Origin of the sequence: Corynebacterium comes (genome assembly GCF_009734405.1) — a bacterium.
In the GTDB taxonomy this organism is placed as follows: domain Bacteria; phylum Actinomycetota; class Actinomycetes; order Mycobacteriales; family Mycobacteriaceae; genus Corynebacterium; species Corynebacterium comes.
In genome coordinates this window covers 1,497,483-1,513,960 of record NZ_CP046453.1, presented here as the reverse complement: position 1 = coordinate 1,513,960, position 16,478 = coordinate 1,497,483, and the positions used below count along the sequence as shown (strand labels likewise).

Here is a 16,478-nt window from a genome sequence, read left to right as displayed (position 1 = left end):
TAATATGACTGATACTGATAGCAAAAACCCGCTGGTCATTGACTCGGAAGCACAGGACATCCTGTTCCGCGAGGCCCGCACCGCCAACACCTTCACTGATGAGCCGGTGACCGACGAGCAGATCAACGCAATCTTCGACCTCGTCAAGTGGGCCCCGACCGCGATGAACACCCAGCCGCTGCGCGTCATCGTCGTCCGCTCCTCGGAGGCCAAGGCCCGTCTTCTGCCGCACATGGCCGAAGGCAACCGCGCCAAGACGGAGGGTGCCCCGGCCACCGTCCTCCTCGCTGCCGACGTCGACTTCCACGATGAGCTCCCCAAGGTCTTCCCGCACTTCGAGGGCGCCCGTGACATGTTCGCCGGCGACGAAGAGGGACGTACCGGCATGGCCGAGCTGAACACCGGCCTGCAGATCGGCTACGCGATCATCGGTATCCGTGCCGCCGGTCTCGCTGCCGGCCCCATGACCGGTTTCGACGCCGAGGCAGTGTCCAAGGAGTTCTTCCCGGACGGCCGTCACCGCGTGATGGTCGCCATCAACATGGGCAAGCCGGGCGAGAACGCACACTTCGACCGCCTGCCGCGCCTCGCCTTCGATGAGGTCGTCCAGACCCTCTGACAACTGATTCCCTGAAACATCGGGCCCGCTCCCTACCCGGGGAGCGGGCCCGTCGTGCATTGCGCCATCGAAGGCGTGCCGGCCCCGTCCCGGGTGCGGGACACCGGCCATCGCAGGCACAGTCACGGGGCCGGGATCGCCACCCCGTGGGCCTTGACCAGTATCTGGCGTTGTGTGATGGTGGTCTCACTTGCCTTTCCGCTCATGGCCCCACGCCGTTGCCTTGAGGGAGGCGGGGCGCGGACAACGAGCTTCACGGCACCGGGCTCGTCCTTGACCAGACAGTGCTTCACACAGTGCTTCGAGAGGAACCACCATGAGCATTCATCTCCAGCAGCCGCAGCCCTACGACATCGTCGGCAATACCATCCAGATCGCCGGTGTGGCGGGCGGTGCTTTTGAGGCAGCCTACAACTACGTCATTACGGAGGGACACGACGAAGTCACCGGTTACTTCATGGCCGGCGACGGCGCGGGCGGTCACGGTCAGTTCCAGACAGCGGCGGATGTCTCCGGCGCCGCCTTCACCCATGTCGTGGCTTATGTGGAGGTCTTCCACACCTCACCCAAGGACGGCTCGCCCCGCGACCGCGTCGTGGTCCCGGTCATCCTGGGGGCGCGGATCGTGCCCGGCTACACCACCTACCTCGAACACGTGGTGAAAAGCGGTGAGACCTTGTGGAAGATCGCGCAGCAGCACTACGGTAACGGCAGCCTCTACCACCGGCTGATAGCGGCGGACCCCTCGATCACCAACCCCAACCTGATCCACCCCGGTGACCTGATCCGGGTGCCACGCGCGGAGTGAGTGCCGCGCGTGCTGCTGCACAGCGGGCTACAGGCCGAAGCGGTCTGATCAACAGAAAATGACCCTCCACACAACCCGGGTCCTGACACATTCCCGACTGGCCTGCGCCGAGGTACCGCCTGATGGGAATGGGCTGACCCGTGGGGGATTTCCAGGCCCAGCTTGCCCGGTTGGGGCCGGGCAGGGGTTGATCAGCCCGAGGCGTCCGTGGCAGAACGGCACAGTCGAGCGGTTCAACCGCACCCTGCAGGAGGGATGGGCCCACCGTCGACCGTAGGAGAGAAATCACACCGTACCGAGGCGCTGGATCAGTGGTCGGACTTCTGCAGCAACCACCGGCCCCACAGTTCGCCGGGAGGCCGGCCCCCGGTCAGCAGGTGGTTGACACCTGCTGACCGAGTACAACTAGCTGCGGTACACCCCGCGCTCGAGGGTGTCGCAGGCGGCCATGGTGCCCTCGTTGTAGCCGGTGATGAAGGCGTTCTGGCGCTGCTCAGAGGAACCGTGGGTCCACAGGTCGGGGCGGACATCGCCACCGGAGCGCTGCTGGATGTTGTCGTCGCCGACCGCGCGGGCGGTGTCGATGGCGGAGGTGACCTGCTCGCGGGTGACCGGCTCGAGCCAGGCGCCCTCACCCTTGTCGGCGTGGGAGACCCAGATACCGGCGTAACAGTCGGCCTGCAGCTCGATCTTCACCGCGTTGGACTCCGCGCCCGGGTCGTTGTAGTTCGACAGGGACAGGGTTCCCTCGAGCTGCTGGACGTGATGGCCGAACTCGTGGGCGACGATGTACATCTGCGCCAGCGGGGAGTTCGTGCCGCCGAGGCGGTCGAGCTGGTCGAAGAAGGAGACGTCGAAGTACGCCGACTGGTCGGCGGGGCAGTAGAACGGGCCGGTGGCCGCGGTGGCGGCTCCGCAGCCGGACTGGGTGGCGTCCTGGAAGACGACGCGGCCCGGGGCGACGTAGTCGATTCCGGCCTGTTCGGGCAGCATTGTCTCCCACATCCGGTCGACCGCACCGGCGGTGTAATCGACCCGGCAGTCGGCGTGGGTGTTGCCGTCCTCCGCCGTCTGGCAGTGCTCGAGGCTGCTGGTCTGCCCGCCGGGGAGCTGGCCCTGGTCGCCGCCCCCGAGGACCTGGCCGATGTCTCCGGGGTTGCCGCCCATGAGGAGAAACAGCCCCACCAGCAGCAACGAGCCCAGGCCGCCGCCCGCCGCAATCCTGCCGCCACGTCCGCCGGTGGTGGCTTTCCGGCGGCCGCTGATATCAGCGTCTTTACGGAATGTCATGGTCTGATCATGCCATAGATCACACATGCGGACGGGGGAGTGGGACGGTCAGTTTTCCAGGGGGGTAGACTCCCTCCGGAGAACGAGACTGTCCTCAGTTGACCCTGTGACCGACCCTGGAAGGACGTAGAACGAACGTGCTGCGCACTCACCTCGCGGGTGACCTCCGCAAAGAAACCGCTGGCCAAATTGTGACGCTGACGGGCTGGGTGGCCCGTCGTCGTGATCACGGCGGCGTCATCTTCATCGATCTGCGTGACCGTTCGGGCCTGGCCCAGGTCGTGTTCCGTGAATCCGACGTCGCCGAGCGTGCACATGACCTGCGCTCGGAGTACTGCGTCCAGATCACCGGTGTGGTGGAGGCTCGCCCGGAAGGCTCGGAGAACCCGAACCTGGCGTCCGGTGACATCGAGGTCAACGTCAGCGAGCTGAAGGTCCTCAACACCTCCGCCGCGCTTCCCTTCCAGATCGGCGACACCGCCCAGGGCGGCGGCGAGGTGGGCGAGGAGATTCGCCTGAAGTACCGCTACCTGGACCTTCGCCGAGACCGCCAGTCGGAGGCGCTGCGTCTGCGTTCCAGGGCGAACCAGGCGGCCCGCCGCGTGCTGGACAAGCAGGACTTCACCGAGATCGAGACCCCGACCCTGACCCGCTCCACCCCGGAGGGCGCCCGCGACTTCCTGGTGCCTGCGCGTCTGAAGCCGGGTTCCTTCTACGCCCTGCCGCAGTCCCCGCAGCTGTTCAAGCAGCTGCTCATGGTGGCGGGCATGGAGCGTTACTACCAGATCGCCCGCTGCTACCGGGATGAGGACTTCCGTGCGGACCGCCAGCCGGAGTTCACCCAGCTGGACGTGGAGATGAGCTTCGTCGACCAGGACGACGTGATTGCCCTGGCCGAGGAGATCCTGGTCGAGCTGTGGAAGCTGATCGGCCACGAGATCACCACCCCGATCCCGCGCATCACCTACGCGGAGTCCATGCGCCGCTTCGGCTCCGACAAGCCGGACCTGCGTTTCGACATCGAGATCACCGAATGCACGGAGTTCTTCAAGGACACCGGCTTCCGGGTGTTCCAGAACGAATACGTCGGCGCAGTCGTGATGGCGGGTGGCGCTTCGCAGCCGCGTCGTCAGCTCGACGCCTGGCAGGAGTGGGCCAAGCAGCGTGGCGCCAGGGGCCTGGCCTACATCCTCGTCGGCGAGGACAGCGAGCTGGGTGGCCCGGTGGCCAAGAACATCACCGAGGCCGAGCGCGCGACCATCGCCGAGCACGTCGGCGCCGAGCCGGGCGACTGCATCTTCTTCGCCGCCGGTGACACCAGGTCCTCGCGGGCCCTGCTGGGTGCCGCGCGCGGTGAGATCGCCGACAAGCTCGGTCTGATCAAGGAGGGCGACTGGGCCTTCACCTGGGTCGTCGATGCCCCGATGTTCGAGCCCGCCGCCGACGCCACCGCCTCCGGTGACGTGGCTCTGGGCAGCTCCGCCTGGACCGCCGTCCACCACGCCTTCACCTCCCCGAAGCCGGAGTTCCTCGAGACTTTCGACCAGAACCCGGCTGAGGCCAACGCCTACGCCTACGACATCGTCTGCAACGGCAACGAGATCGGTGGCGGTTCCATCCGTATCCACCAGCGCGACGTTCAGGAGCGCGTGTTCAAGGTCATGGGCATCTCCGGGGAGGAGGCGCAGGAGAAGTTCGGCTTCCTGCTCGACGCCTTCGCCTACGGCGCCCCGCCGCACGGTGGCATCGCCTTCGGTTGGGACCGCATCGTGTCCCTGCTCGGTGGTTTCGACTCCATCCGTGACGTCATCGCCTTCCCGAAGTCGGGTGGCGGAGTCGACCCGTTGACCGAGGCCCCGGCCCCGATCACCGCGCAGCAGCGCAAGGAGGCCGGCATCGACGCCAAGCCGGAGAAGAAGACCGAGAAGAAGGGGGAACAGGCCGACTAGTCAAGGCCTGACGGACACTATGACACTGCTCAAGAACGCCGACATCGTTGATACCGCCGAGGAGCTGCTCTCGAAGCGGTTCGGGGGTACGCAGGAGCTGACCGAGGTCGCGGAGCTCGGAGGTTCCGGCACCTCCGTGGTACTCCGCGCACGTGTTGCCCCGTCGCCGTTCCTGCAGCAGCGCTCCGTCATCCTCAAGTACGTCCCCGAGACCGGCGACCCGATCGATGACGCCGCCCTCGTCCGTGAGATCGTCTCCTACCAGTTCACCACCTCGCTCAGCGAGGAGGTTCGCCCGGGACCGGTGCTGCTGGCGCATGACGTCGGGAAGCGGATCATGGTGCTGAGTGATTCCGGCGACGGTGACACCTTCGCCGATCTCCTGCAGCTGGAGGATCCGGAACGTCGGGTGGCCATCCTCCGCAACCTGGGCAGCGCCCTGGGGCGCATGCACGCCGGCACGGCACAGCGGGAGCAGGACTTCAATACCCTGTTCAAGCGCATGCTGCGCAACCACCCCGGGTCTCTGGAACTCCAGGAGCTCCGCGACAGCGCGCTGCTCCAGTCCATCCACGTGGGGGAGGACCTGCTGCGCAAGGCCGATATCGAGATCCCGGATCTGGTCAGCGAGTTCGCGGCTGAGGGGCGGAACCGTCTGCTCAGCGCCCGTCACCGGGCATTCACCCCCTTTGATCTTTCGCCGGACAACATCATCGTCGCCGAGAGCACCCACTTCCTCGACTACGAGTGGGCGGGTTTCCGTGACGTCAGCTTCGACCTGGCATGCGTCATCGCGGGCTTCCCGCAGTTCCTGTTCAGCCACCCGATCTCCGATGACGAGGCCGACGTGTTCGTCGAAGCCTGGACACATGAGGTCAACAGGATATGGCCGAACGTGAACAACGAGGTCCACCTGCACTCCCGCATCATGGCCGCACTGCTGGGATGGGCACTGGCCAGCGTGGCACTGCTGCACTTCGGTTCGGTGTCCGCGGCGATGTCGATGCTGTATGAGGGGGAGGACGAGCTCGACCCGAGCCGTATCGAGGGGGTCAGCGACCTGCTGCGCCCCGCCTCCCACGGCCCGTTCACCGTGGAGGAGATCATGGTGCGCCGGGATCTCTTCGAGACCTTCGAGGCCCTCGCCCGCTATGCCGCCCGCGGCACCGATCCGTCCTACGGGGTCATTGCGGCGTTCAGCCAGGGGATCGCCGACCGGGTCGCGGAACCTGCGCCGCCGAACCGTTAGGGGAAGTCGTTGAGCCAGGACACGTTGTTCGGGACTCCGGAGCCGCAGGACGGCCCGGAACGTCTCCACGGGTCCGATTTCTTCCGCGTCGGTGATCATGCCCCGCTGGCCGCCCGCATGCGGCCGCGGACCCTGGAGGAGATCGCCGGTCAGGAGCATCTGCTGGGCCCGGGCCGTCCGTTACGACGCCTCGTGGAGGGATCCGGGGAGGCGTCGGTCATCCTGTACGGCCCGCCAGGTACGGGTAAGACGACGATCGCGTCGTTGATCTCCACGGCGACGAATCAGAACTTCGTCGGTCTCTCGGCGCTCAACTCGGGGGTCAAACAGGTCCGCGAGGTCATCGACCGCGCCCGCCGTGACCTCATCCAGGGGCAGCGCACCGTCCTGTTCATCGATGAGGTGCACCGCTTCTCGAAGACCCAGCAGGATGCGTTGCTCGGGGCCGTGGAGAACCGCACCGTCCTCCTCGTGGCCGCCACCACCGAGAACCCCTCCTTCTCCGTCGTCGCGCCCCTGCTGTCCCGTTCGCTGCTGCTGCAGCTCATGCCGCTTGACCCCGCCGCCGTGCGCGACGTCCTCAGCCGTGCCCTGGTGGACGACCGCGGCCTGGCAGGGCGGGTCACCGCGGAGGATGAGGCGCTCGACCAACTCGTGCTGCTCGCCGGCGGGGACGCCCGCCGGGCCCTCACCTACCTGGAGGCCGCCGCTGAGGCCGTCGCCGAAGGGGAGGCCATCACCGTCGAGGTGATCCGCCGGAACATCAACCGGGCGGTGGTCCGCTATGACCGCGACGGCGACCAGCACTACGACGTGGTCAGCGCCTTCATCAAGTCGATCCGTGGTTCGGACGTCGATGCCGCTCTCCATTATCTCGCCCGCATGCTCGAGGCAGGGGAGGACCCCCGCTTCATCGCCCGACGCCTGGTCATCCACGCCAGCGAGGACATCGGGATGGCGGACCCCTCCGCACTGCAGACCGCGGTCGCCGCGGCCCAGGCGGTGGCGCTGATCGGCATGCCCGAGGCCCGGCTCACTCTCGCCCAGGCCACCGTCCACCTCGCCACCGCACCGAAATCGAACGCGGTCTACAACGCGATCAACGCCGCCCAGCAGGATGTCCGCGAGGGAAAGATCGGGCACGTGCCCGCGCACCTGCGTGACGGCCACTATGAGGGGGCGAAGCAGCTCGGTAACGCCGTGGGCTACGTGTATCCGCACGATGACCCCCGCGGAGTGGTCACGCAGCAGTACCTGCCGGAACAGCTCGGCGACGCCGTGTACTACGAGCCCACCGACCACGGCGCGGAGAAGCGGATCCGCGACTACATCGGCCGTCTGCGCAGGATCGTCCGGGGGAAGACGTAGTACTTGACGTTGGCGAGTAGAGTGGTACCCCGACCCAGACAACAATCTGTCAGAAGCGAGGACCACTGCCGTGCAGACCCATGAGATCCGGGAGCGTTTCACCGACCACTTCGTCAAGGCCGGCCATACCGCCGTGCCCAGTGCGTCCCTCATTCTCGAGGACCCGGACCTGCTGTTCGTCAACGCGGGCATGGTTCCGTTCAAGCCCTACTTCCTCGGCCAGCAGAACCCGCCGTACCCCAACGGCACCGCCACCTCCATCCAGAAGTGCGTGCGCACCCTGGACATCGAGGAGGTCGGCGTCACCACCCGTCACAACACCTTCTTCCAGATGGCCGGAAACTTCTCCTTCGGCGCCTACTTCAAGCAGGGCGCCATCCGCCACGCCTGGGACCTGCTGACCAACCCGGTGGCGGACGGCGGCTACGGCCTCGATCCCGAGCGCCTCTGGGTGACCGTCTACCTCGACGACGACGAGGCGGCCGAGATCTGGGAGAAGGAGATCGGCGTCCCCGCGTCGCGTATCCAGCGCCTCGGCATGGCAGACAACTACTGGTCCATGGGCGTGCCCGGCCCCTGCGGCCCCTGCTCGGAGATCTACTACGATCGTGGCCCCGAGCATGGCCAGGAGGGCGGCCCGGCTGTCGACGACACCCGCTACCTGGAGATCTGGAACCTGGTCTTCATGGAGAAGGAGCGCGGCGAGGGCACCGGCAAGGACTCCTTCGAGATCCTCGGTGACCTGCCGAAGAAGAACATTGACACCGGCATGGGCGTCGAGCGCGTCGCAGCGATCCTCCAGGGCGTGGACAACGTCTACGAGACCGACCTGCTGCGTCCGGTCATCGACGCCGCGGAAAAGGTCACCGGCACGAAGTACGGCGCCGAGCACGCCGCCGACGTCCGCTTCCGCGTCATCGCCGACCACTCGCGCACCGGCATGATGCTGATTCTTGACGGCGTGACCCCCGCCAACGAGGGCCGCGGCTACATCCTGCGTCGCCTGCTCCGCCGTATCGTCCGGTCGGCCCGCCTGCTCGGCGCCACCGGTGAAACCCTCGAGCAGTTCATGGCCGTGATCATGGACACCATGACCCCGTCCTACCCGGAGATCGCCGAGAACCGCGAGCGCATCAGCCGCGTGGCGGTCACCGAGGAGCGTGCCTTCCTCAAGACCCTGGAGTCGGGCACCCACCGCTTCGATGACGCAGCAGCCAAGACCCGCGGGAGCGGGGCGGAGATCTTCTCCGGCGAGGAGGCCTTCACCCTGCACGACACCTACGGCTTCCCCATCGATCTCACCCTCGAGATGGCCGCCGAAGCCGGTCTCGAGGTTGACGTCGCGGGCTTCGAGGCCGCCATGAGTGAGCAGCGCGCCCGCGCGAAGGCCGACAACGTGGCCAAGAAGCACGGCCACGCCGACGAGTCCGTCTACCGCGAGTGGGTGGACAACAGCCCGACCGAGTTCATCGGTTTCTCCGAGCTCAGCGCCGACGCGAAGATCATCGGCCTGGTCGCCGACGGCATGTCCGTCACCCAGGCGCGCGAGGGCGACGAGGTCGAGGTCATCCTCGACGTGTCCCCGATGTACGCCGAGGCCGGTGGCCAGATGGGTGACCGCGGCCGCATCGTCACCGACGGCACGGTGCTCGACGTCACGGACGTGCAGAAGATCGCCAAGCGGCTGTGGGTGCACAAGGCGAAGGTCGTCTCCGGTGGACTCGACCTGGGACAGGCGGTCCGCGTGGAGGTTGATTCGGACTGGCGTCACGGCGCCACCCAGGCACACACCGCCACCCACCTCATCCACGCAGCGCTGCGCCAGGTCCTCGGCCCGACCGCCGTGCAGGCCGGTTCGCTCAACCGCCCGGGCTACCTGCGCTTCGACTTCAACTACACCGAACAGCTCGCGCCGGCCCAGCTGGAGGAGATCGCGCTGATCACCAACCAGGCCGTGGACTCGAACCTGCCGGTCAACACCATCGAGACCACTCTCGATCAGGCCAAGAAGATGGGCGCGATGGCGCTGTTCGGCGAGAACTACGGTTCCGACGTCCGTGTCGTCGAGATCGGCGGCCCGTTCTCCATCGAGCTGTGTGGTGGCACCCACGTGGACTACTCCTCCCAGATCGGCCCCGTCGCGGTGCTGGGTGAATCATCCGTCGGATCCGGAGCACGTCGCATCGAGGCCTACTCAGGCATGGACTCCTTCAAGTTCCTGTCCAAGGAGGCCGCACTGGCCTCCGGTGTGGCCGCTTCCCTGAAGTCTCCGACCGACGAGCTGCCGGACCGTATCGCGCAGCTCACGGAGAAGCTCAGGGCAGCCGAAAAGGAGATCGCGAACCTGCACCGTCAGCAGCTGGTTTCCCAGACCGGCGAGCTGGTCAGCCAGGCCACCGAGGTGGGTAAGTTCACCGTCCTCACCCACCGCCTGCCGGACGGTGTGTCCGGCGGCGATCTGCGCACCGCGGCCACCGATCTGCGTGGCCGACTGTCAGGTAAGCCGGGTGTGGTGGTGCTGGCCTCCGCCGACGACGGGAAGCTGCCTTTCATCGTCGGTGCCACAAAGGAGGCCGTGGAGCTGGGTGTGAAGTCCGGTGACCTGGTCAAGCTGCTGTCCGGTTACGTCGATGGCCGGGGTGGCGGAAAGCCCGACATGGCGCAGGGCTCCGGCACGAATGCCGACGGCCTCGAGGCCGGTTTCCGCGCCGTCCGCGAGGAACTGGCGGGACTCTAGGACAATTCGGGACACGCCGGGGGTCATGTCATCAACCGGATGTGATCCCCGATACCTTGAGAGCACCGCTGAAAACCGTGTATCCCCACCGACGCGACGAAAGGTCACCGACGCACCATGCTGGTAACACCGGATAAGCCCGGCGCCGACGACCCCGGCAACGGGCGTCGCGTCGGCCTCGACGTAGGAACCGTGCGCATAGGGGTGGCTGTTTCCGACAGGGACGCGAAGCTCGCGACTCCGCTGGAGACCGTCGCCAGGGAGACCGGCTTCAAGGACCGCGACAAAGCGGACATCGACCGCCTGCTGGAGATCATCGACGAGTACGACGCAGTCGAGATCGTCGTCGGTCTGCCCCGGAACCTCAAAGGGCACGGTTCGACGAGCGTGAAGCATGCGAAGGAGATAGCCTTCCGCATCAACCGCCGGCTGGTCGGTGCCGGCAGGTCCGTCCCGGTACGGATGGCCGACGAGCGGCTGACCACCGTGGCTGCCACCGCTGCGCTGCGCGCGTCCGGGGTCTCCGAGAAAGCCGGTCGCAAGTTCATCGACCAGGCGGCCGCCGTGGAGATCCTCCAGTCCTGGCTCGACGCCCGGGCCGCCAACAACCAGGAGCTGCACCCATGAGAACACAGTCCCAGAGGTCCTCGCGCAGGATGGAGCCGCAGTTCGTGAAACGTCGCCAACGCGGACTCGCGGTCCTCATCGCCTCGCTGATCCTCATCATCGGTGCGGTCATCTACATTGGCGTCCAGATCTCCGGGGAGGACCCCACGGTCAACGCGCGTGATTACCAGGGCAGTGGCAACGGCGTCTACCAGCTCGTCGAGGTGCCCGAGGGATCCTCGGTGTCGCAGCTCGGCCCGGAGCTGGAGGAGCGCGGCGTGGTGATGACTGACGCGGCCTTCCAGACCGCCGCAGCGAACAACCCCAACGCAGCCAACATCCAGCCGGGCTTCTACCGTCTGCAGAGTGAGATGAGCGCCGCGGCCGCGGTCCAGGCACTGCTGGATCCGGGCAACCTGGTCGAACTGCTGGACATTCACGGTGGTTCCACCCTTCTGGACGTCCAGGTCGTCGGCGGCGCCAACCGCCCCGGCGTCTACACCCAGATCTCGCAGGTCACCTGCACCGAGGGATCCTCCAACTGCATCAGCACACAGGACCTGCAGCGAGTCGGGGCCACCGCAGATCCGGCCGCCCTCGGTGTGCCGGAGTGGGCTCTCGAGGCCGTCGCGGCGCGCGGTGAAGACCCCAAGCGACTCGAGGGCCTCATCGTCCCCGGCCGGTATGTGGTCAACCCGGAGCTGGACGCCGAGGAGATCATCACCGACCTGGTCACCCGTTCCGCGAAGCAGTACGAGGACACCGGCATCGTCGACCGGGCCCGTGCCCTGGGGCTGACCCCCTACGAGCTGCTCACCGCGGCGTCCCTGGTCGAGCGTGAGGCGCCGGCGGGCGACTTCGACAAGGTCGCCCGGGTGATCCTCAACCGTCTGGATGAGCCGATGCGTCTGGAGTTCGACTCCACCGTCAACTACGGACTCACCGACGTCGAGATCGCCACCACCGACGAGGACCGCGCCCAGGTCACCCCGTGGAACACCTACGCCATGGACGGACTGCCGGAGACCCCGATCGCGGCGGCGTCGATCGAGGCGATCGAGGCGATGGAGAACCCTGCCGAGGGTAACTGGCTGTTCTTCGTCACCGTCGACCGCGACGGCACCACGGTCTTCAACGACACCTTCGAGGAGCACCTGGCCGACGTGAACCAGGCGCTCGAGTCCGGGGTCCTGGACACCAACCGATGAGCCACCCCCTGGAAATCCCCGACATCCGCCACCGCGCGGCGGTGCTCGGTTCCCCGATCGGGCATTCCCGCTCGCCCATCCTGCACAACGCGGGTTATGAGGCGCTGGGTATGAATGACTGGGAGTACTCGCGCATCGAGTGCACCGCCGAGGAGCTGCCCACCGTCGTCGGGGAGGCAGGGGAGGAGTACGTCGGTTTCTCGGTGACCATGCCCGCCAAGTTCGCCGCCCTGGAGTTCGCCGACGAGGTCACCGACCGTGCGCGGCAGATCGGCTCGGCCAACACCCTCGTGCGCACCGAGGCCGGATGGCGGGCCGACAACACCGACTGCGACGGGATCGCCGGCGCGCTGGGCGAGCTGCTCGGTGAGCGGATCACCGAGGCCCGCCGCGCCGTGGTCATCGGCGGCGGTGGCACGGCACGCCCCGCCTTGTGGGCACTGGCGCATACCGGGATCACCGACATCACGGTGGTCAACCGCTCCGACCGCAGCCGGGAACTGGCGCCGCTGCTCGAACCCCTCGGCGTGACGTTCCGCTTCACCGGTTTCGATTCCGACCTGGCCGCTGCGGCGCAGAAGGCGGACGTCATCGTCTCCACCGTGCCCTCCGCGGCCGTCGAGGGCCATGAGCAGTCGCTCGCGCACGCCCCGATCCTCGACGTCATCTACGAGCCGTGGCCGACCCCGCTGACGGTGGCGGCCGCCGCCAACGGTTACCTCACCGTCGGCGGGCATGTCATGCTCGCGCACCAGGCCTACGGCCAGTTCGAGCAGTTCACCGGTCGCCCCGCGCCCCGGGAGGTCATGCGCCGCGCACTCGAGGCGTCCCTGGGGTAGCGTCCCACGGGTGTGGGGGATTCTGCCGCTCGGGGGAGCGGTCATCATCGTCGTCTGGTGGGTGGTCCTGCTCGTGCTTCACGACGAAACACGGTGCCGCCTCCCGGACCGTCTCACCCTGCCCGCGGCCCTCGGCGCCGCGCTGGGGGCACTGCTGACTGAGCCTGCGCTCCTCCTGGGCGGGTTGGGCTGGTCCGGGGTGTATCTCATCGGTGGGGTGGTCAGCCGCGGGACAGGGGGCGGCGACATCAAGCTGGCACTGAGCCTCGGGGTGCTCGCGGCCGCCGCAGGCGGCGGTGGAGGTGTCCTCGCGGCGGCGGTCACGGCGAGCGCCGTGACGGTCGTCCGAGGTGTCGCGCAGCGGGGGACGGTGGTGCCCCACGGGCCATCGATGCTGGTGGGGACGGGTCTGGTGGTCTTTCTCGGGGCATGTCAGGGAGTCTTGACATCACCCGGCAGCCCCACGTGAGACAATGGCCGCATGCTTCGATGGACCACAGCAGGGGAATCCCACGGTCAGGCCCTGATTGCCCTGCTTGAACACATGCCCGCCGGTGTCTCCGTGACCCGGGAAGAGATCGCCGAGCAGCTTGCACGTCGCCGACTCGGCTACGGACGCGGTGCCCGCATGAAGTTTGAGGCCGATGAGCTCACCCTGCTCACCGGCATCCGGCACGGGAAGACCATGGGTAGCCCGATCGCCATCATGATCGGGAACACGGAGTGGCCGAAGTGGACCACCATCATGTCGGCCGAGCCGGTCGACATGGGGGATGAGGAGGTCGCCGCCGCGATGAGCTCCGGCCGCGGCGCCATGCTCACCCGCCCGCGTCCGGGACACGCCGACTTCGCCGGCATGGTCAAGTACAACCAGGACGAGGCGCGTCCGATCCTGGAGCGTTCCTCGGCACGCGAGACCGCGGCCAGGGTGGCCGCCGCCGCCGTGGCACGTAGCTTCCTGCGGGAGACCCTCGGCGTCGAGGTGCTCTCGCACGTCATCTCCATCGGCCGCTCCGAGCCCTACACCGGCCCGGAGCCGACCTTCGCGGACCTGGCCGCCATCGACGGTTCGCCGGTGCGTGCCTTCGATGCCGGGGCCGAAACCTCCATGATCGCCGAGATCGAGGCCGCCAAGAAGGCCGGCGACACCCTCGGCGGCGTCGTCGAGGTCGTCGTCGAAGGCCTGCCCATCGGCCTGGGCTCCCATGTGTCCGGCGATGATCGTCTCGACGCCCAGCTCGCGGCCGCCCTGATGGGCATCCAGGCGATCAAGGGCGTCGAGGTCGGCGACGGCTTCGAGGAGGCCCGTCGCCGTGGCAGCGAGGCGCACGACGAGATGGTGCGCACCGAGGACGGCGTCGACCGCCTCAGCAACCGCGCCGGCGGCGTCGAGGGGGGCATGACCAACGGCCAGACCCTGCGCGTCCGCGCCGCGATGAAGCCGATCTCGACCGTCCCGCGTGCCCTGAAGACCGTCGACATGGCCGACGGTTCCGCTGCGACCGGCATCCACCAGCGTTCCGACGTCTGCGCCGTCCCGGCCGCCGGCGTCGTCGCCGAGGCGATGGTCGCGCTCGTCCTCGCCCGTGCGGTGCTGGAGAAGTTCGGTGGCGACTCCGTCGCCGAGACCCGCCGCAACATCGGGTCGTACAACGAGTACGTCGCGCAGCGACTGCGGTTCCAGGATGCCGGGGAGGCGTAGATGACCAGCCCGGAGTCCGAGGTGCATCCCACCGTGTGCCACACCCGCCCGAAGGTGGTTTTCGTCGGCCCACCCGGCGCCGGAAAATCCACCATCGGTCGCCGACTGGCGCACGCCCTGTCCCTCCCGCTCGTCGACTCCGACCAGCTCATCGAGGAGGAGGCGGGGACGTCCTGCGGTGAGGTCTTCAGTGAGCTCGGTGAGCCCGCCTTCCGCCAGCTCGAGGCCCGTCACGTCGAAAAGGCGCTGGGCACCGGCGGGGTCGTCAGCCTCGGCGGGGGAGCGGTACTCACCGACTCGACCCGTCAGCTGCTCAACCAGCACTGCGTCGTATGGATCGACGTCTCCGTCGAGGAGGGCGTGCGCCGTACCGCCAGCGAGTCCTCCCGCCCCGTGCTCGCCGCCGACGACCCGGTGGCACACTACCGTCGGCTCCTGGAACAACGCGCCCCGCTATACCATGAGGTGGCAGACTTCCGGGTGCGTACCGACGGCCGCACCCCACAGCAGTCCGTCGCCGACATCCTCGGCTTCCTGGACACCCTCTAGACACCCCCGAAAAGGAACCCACCCGTGACGACGATTCCGGTCAACGGACCAGCCCCGTACCAGGTCACCATCGACCACAACCTCGATGACGCCGTCGCCGACTGCGCCGCCGCCACCGGTGCGGCCAAGGTCATGGTCATCCACCAGCCGACCCTGGTCGAGCCGGCCGGCAGGCTCGGCGCCGCGCTCGAGGCCCGTGGGCTGGAGGTCGTCCTCGCGCCGGTACCCGACGCGGAGGCAGGTAAGACCCTCGACGTGGCGGGCGCTCTGTGGGATCGTCTCGGCGAGGAGACATTCGGGCGTCGGGACGTCATCGTCGGTCTGGGTGGAGGTGCCGTCACCGACCTCGCCGGGTTCGTCGCCGCGGCCTGGATGCGGGGCATCAAGGTCATCCAGGCGCCCACCACGCTCCTGGCCATGGTTGATGCGGCCGTCGGCGGCAAGACGGGCATCAACACAGCCGCCGGCAAGAACCTCGTCGGGGCCTTCCACGAGCCCACGGACGTGTTCATCGACCTCGACCGCCTGGCCACCCTGCCGCGGGAGGAGATCGTCGCCGGTTCGGCCGAGATCATCAAGACCGGTTTCATCGCTGACCCGGTCATCCTCGAGCGCTACGAGGAGGACCCCGCCGCCTGCCTGCGTGCCGACGGCCACCTGCCCGAACTCATCGCCCGCTCCGTCACCGTCAAGGCCGGCGTCGTCGGCGAGGACCTCAAGGAGTCGGGCCTGCGCGAGATCCTCAACTACGGCCACACCTTCGGCCATGCCGTCGAGCTGCGTGAGAACTACCGCTGGCGCCACGGCAACGCCGTTGCCGTGGGCATGATGTTCATCGCCCACCTGGCGGCCTCCCGCGGGCTCATCGACGCTGACCTCGTCGCCCGCCACGAAAGGATCCTCGGGTCCATCGGCCTGCCCACCAGCTACCCGGGCGGTCACTTCGATGACCTGTACTCCGCGATGACCCGCGACAAGAAGAACCGCGACGGCAACATCCGCTTCGTGGCGCTCACCGGGGCAGGGGAGACTACCCGTCTCGAGGGGCCGTCGCTCGATGAGCTCCGGGGCGCCTACGCGGCGATCTCCCGGGGGAACTGATGAAGGTCCTCGTCCTCAACGGCCCCAACCTCAACCGACTGGGTAAGCGCCAGCCGGAGGTGTACGGGACGACGACGCTGCGTGACGTCGAGAAGCTCATCGCCGACCGCGCCGAAGAACTCGGCGTCGAGGTGGAGTGCCGCCAGTCCAACCATGAGGGTGACCTCATCGACTGGGTGCACGAGGCCGCCGATGAGAGCTGGCCGGTGATCATCAACCCCGGCGGCTTCACGCACACCTCCGTGGCGCTGCGCGATGCGCTGGCTGAGGTGTCGGACGGTCCCGGCTTCGTCGAGGTGCACATCTCCAACGTCCACGCCCGCGAGGACTTCCGGGCGCACTCGTACCTGTCCGCCATCGCCCGGGGAGTGATCGCCGGACTGGGCGTCCGGGGATACGTGCTGGCGCTGGACTGGTTCGCGGCGCGGCGCTGACCGGGCGTGGATAGTCGCC

At 67.7% G+C, this 16,478-nt stretch carries 16 protein-coding genes; 15 read left to right on the top strand and 1 reads right to left on the bottom strand.

The features are described from left to right. Positions 1-4 precede the first annotated feature (4 nt). The 3 genes from CETAM_RS07270 to CETAM_RS14020 all read left to right on the top strand — a co-directional run bounded on the left by CETAM_RS07270 (position 5) and on the right by CETAM_RS14020 (position 1,704). Positions 5-619, top strand: a complete 615-nt coding sequence (locus tag CETAM_RS07270; protein ID WP_156228247.1) for a malonic semialdehyde reductase — start codon at positions 5-7, stop codon at positions 617-619. A 316-nt stretch (positions 620-935) separates the two neighbouring features. Beyond that, a complete protein-coding gene (locus CETAM_RS07265; RefSeq protein WP_156228246.1) occupies positions 936-1,427 on the top strand; it encodes a Gmad2 immunoglobulin-like domain-containing protein in 492 nt (163 codons plus the stop codon). 58 nt (positions 1,428-1,485) lie between these two features. Next, positions 1,486-1,704 (top strand): integrase core domain-containing protein, encoded by a 219-nt coding sequence (locus tag CETAM_RS14020; protein WP_156228245.1) that lies wholly within the window; start codon positions 1,486-1,488, stop codon positions 1,702-1,704. 128 nt (positions 1,705-1,832) lie between these two features. Here CETAM_RS14020 and ypfJ read toward each other — a convergent pair whose 3' ends face one another. After that, on the bottom strand, positions 1,833-2,717 hold the full coding sequence (gene ypfJ / locus CETAM_RS07255; protein WP_156228244.1) for a KPN_02809 family neutral zinc metallopeptidase: 885 nt from the start codon (positions 2,715-2,717) through the stop codon (positions 1,833-1,835). A 137-nt stretch (positions 2,718-2,854) separates the two neighbouring features. Here ypfJ and aspS point away from each other — a divergent pair, with 137 nt between their 5' ends. From aspS to aroQ, 12 genes are all read left to right on the top strand, one after another. Next, complete coding sequence (gene aspS / locus CETAM_RS07250) at positions 2,855-4,666, top strand: aspartate--tRNA ligase (RefSeq protein ID WP_156228243.1); 1,812 nt, start codon at positions 2,855-2,857, stop codon at positions 4,664-4,666. 25 nt (positions 4,667-4,691) lie between these two features. After that, entirely contained in the window at positions 4,692-5,915 is a 1,224-nt protein-coding gene (locus tag CETAM_RS07245) for a phosphotransferase family protein (protein WP_156229424.1), read from the top strand. A 9-nt stretch (positions 5,916-5,924) separates the two neighbouring features. Continuing rightward, positions 5,925-7,283 carry a replication-associated recombination protein A gene (locus tag CETAM_RS07240; RefSeq protein ID WP_231587386.1) on the top strand — a complete coding sequence of 453 codons (1,359 nt, stop codon included), beginning with the start codon at positions 5,925-5,927 and terminating at the stop codon, positions 7,281-7,283. Between the two features lie 70 nt (positions 7,284-7,353). Next, on the top strand, positions 7,354-10,020 hold the full coding sequence (alaS, locus tag CETAM_RS07235; protein ID WP_156228242.1) for an alanine--tRNA ligase: 2,667 nt from the start codon (positions 7,354-7,356) through the stop codon (positions 10,018-10,020). Positions 10,021-10,137: 117 nt separating this feature from the next. After that, positions 10,138-10,647: a Holliday junction resolvase RuvX gene (gene ruvX / locus CETAM_RS07230; RefSeq protein WP_156228241.1), complete on the top strand. Its 510-nt coding sequence runs from the start codon at positions 10,138-10,140 to the stop codon at positions 10,645-10,647. After that, positions 10,644-11,834, top strand: a complete 1,191-nt coding sequence (mltG, locus tag CETAM_RS07225; RefSeq protein ID WP_231587384.1) for an endolytic transglycosylase MltG — start codon at positions 10,644-10,646, stop codon at positions 11,832-11,834. The genes ruvX and mltG overlap by 4 nt, the downstream gene beginning before the upstream one ends. Further along, on the top strand, positions 11,831-12,673 hold the full coding sequence (locus CETAM_RS07220; RefSeq protein ID WP_156228240.1) for a shikimate dehydrogenase: 843 nt from the start codon (positions 11,831-11,833) through the stop codon (positions 12,671-12,673). The genes mltG and CETAM_RS07220 overlap by 4 nt, the downstream gene beginning before the upstream one ends. Before the next feature lie 10 nt (positions 12,674-12,683). Further along, on the top strand, positions 12,684-13,142 hold the full coding sequence (locus CETAM_RS07215) for a prepilin peptidase (protein ID WP_197085684.1): 459 nt from the start codon (positions 12,684-12,686) through the stop codon (positions 13,140-13,142). A gap of 12 nt (positions 13,143-13,154) precedes the next feature. Then, positions 13,155-14,375 carry a chorismate synthase gene (gene aroC, locus CETAM_RS07210; protein ID WP_156228238.1) on the top strand — a complete coding sequence of 407 codons (1,221 nt, stop codon included), beginning with the start codon at positions 13,155-13,157 and terminating at the stop codon, positions 14,373-14,375. Beyond that, positions 14,376-14,924, top strand: a complete 549-nt coding sequence (locus tag CETAM_RS07205; RefSeq protein ID WP_156228237.1) for a shikimate kinase — start codon at positions 14,376-14,378, stop codon at positions 14,922-14,924. It abuts the gene before it with no gap. Positions 14,925-14,948: 24 nt separating this feature from the next. Next, a complete protein-coding gene (gene aroB, locus CETAM_RS07200; RefSeq protein WP_156228236.1) occupies positions 14,949-16,025 on the top strand; it encodes a 3-dehydroquinate synthase in 1,077 nt (358 codons plus the stop codon). Continuing rightward, positions 16,025-16,459, top strand: coding sequence for a type II 3-dehydroquinate dehydratase (gene aroQ, locus CETAM_RS07195; protein WP_156228235.1), 435 nt, complete (start codon positions 16,025-16,027; stop codon positions 16,457-16,459). Before aroB ends, aroQ begins: the two co-directional genes overlap by 1 nt. Positions 16,460-16,478 lie beyond the last annotated feature (19 nt).

What these genes read in the sequence shown, in the direction of transcription:
- CETAM_RS07270 (WP_156228247.1), top strand. Translation starts at nt 5, where the DNA reads ATGACTGATACTGATAGCAAAAACCCGCTGGTCATTGACTCGGAAGCA.
- CETAM_RS07265 (WP_156228246.1), top strand. Translation starts at nt 936, where the DNA reads ATGAGCATTCATCTCCAGCAGCCGCAGCCCTACGACATCGTCGGCAAT.
- CETAM_RS14020 (WP_156228245.1), top strand. Translation starts at nt 1,486, where the DNA reads ATGACCCTCCACACAACCCGGGTCCTGACACATTCCCGACTGGCCTGC.
- ypfJ (WP_156228244.1), bottom strand. Translation starts at nt 2,717, where the DNA reads ATGACATTCCGTAAAGACGCTGATATCAGCGGCCGCCGGAAAGCCACC.
- ruvX (WP_156228241.1), top strand. Translation starts at nt 10,138, where the DNA reads ATGCTGGTAACACCGGATAAGCCCGGCGCCGACGACCCCGGCAACGGG.
- mltG (WP_231587384.1), top strand. Translation starts at nt 10,644, where the DNA reads ATGAGAACACAGTCCCAGAGGTCCTCGCGCAGGATGGAGCCGCAGTTC.
- CETAM_RS07220 (WP_156228240.1), top strand. Translation starts at nt 11,831, where the DNA reads ATGAGCCACCCCCTGGAAATCCCCGACATCCGCCACCGCGCGGCGGTG.
- aroC (WP_156228238.1), top strand. Translation starts at nt 13,155, where the DNA reads ATGCTTCGATGGACCACAGCAGGGGAATCCCACGGTCAGGCCCTGATT.
- CETAM_RS07205 (WP_156228237.1), top strand. Translation starts at nt 14,376, where the DNA reads ATGACCAGCCCGGAGTCCGAGGTGCATCCCACCGTGTGCCACACCCGC.
- aroQ (WP_156228235.1), top strand. Translation starts at nt 16,025, where the DNA reads ATGAAGGTCCTCGTCCTCAACGGCCCCAACCTCAACCGACTGGGTAAG.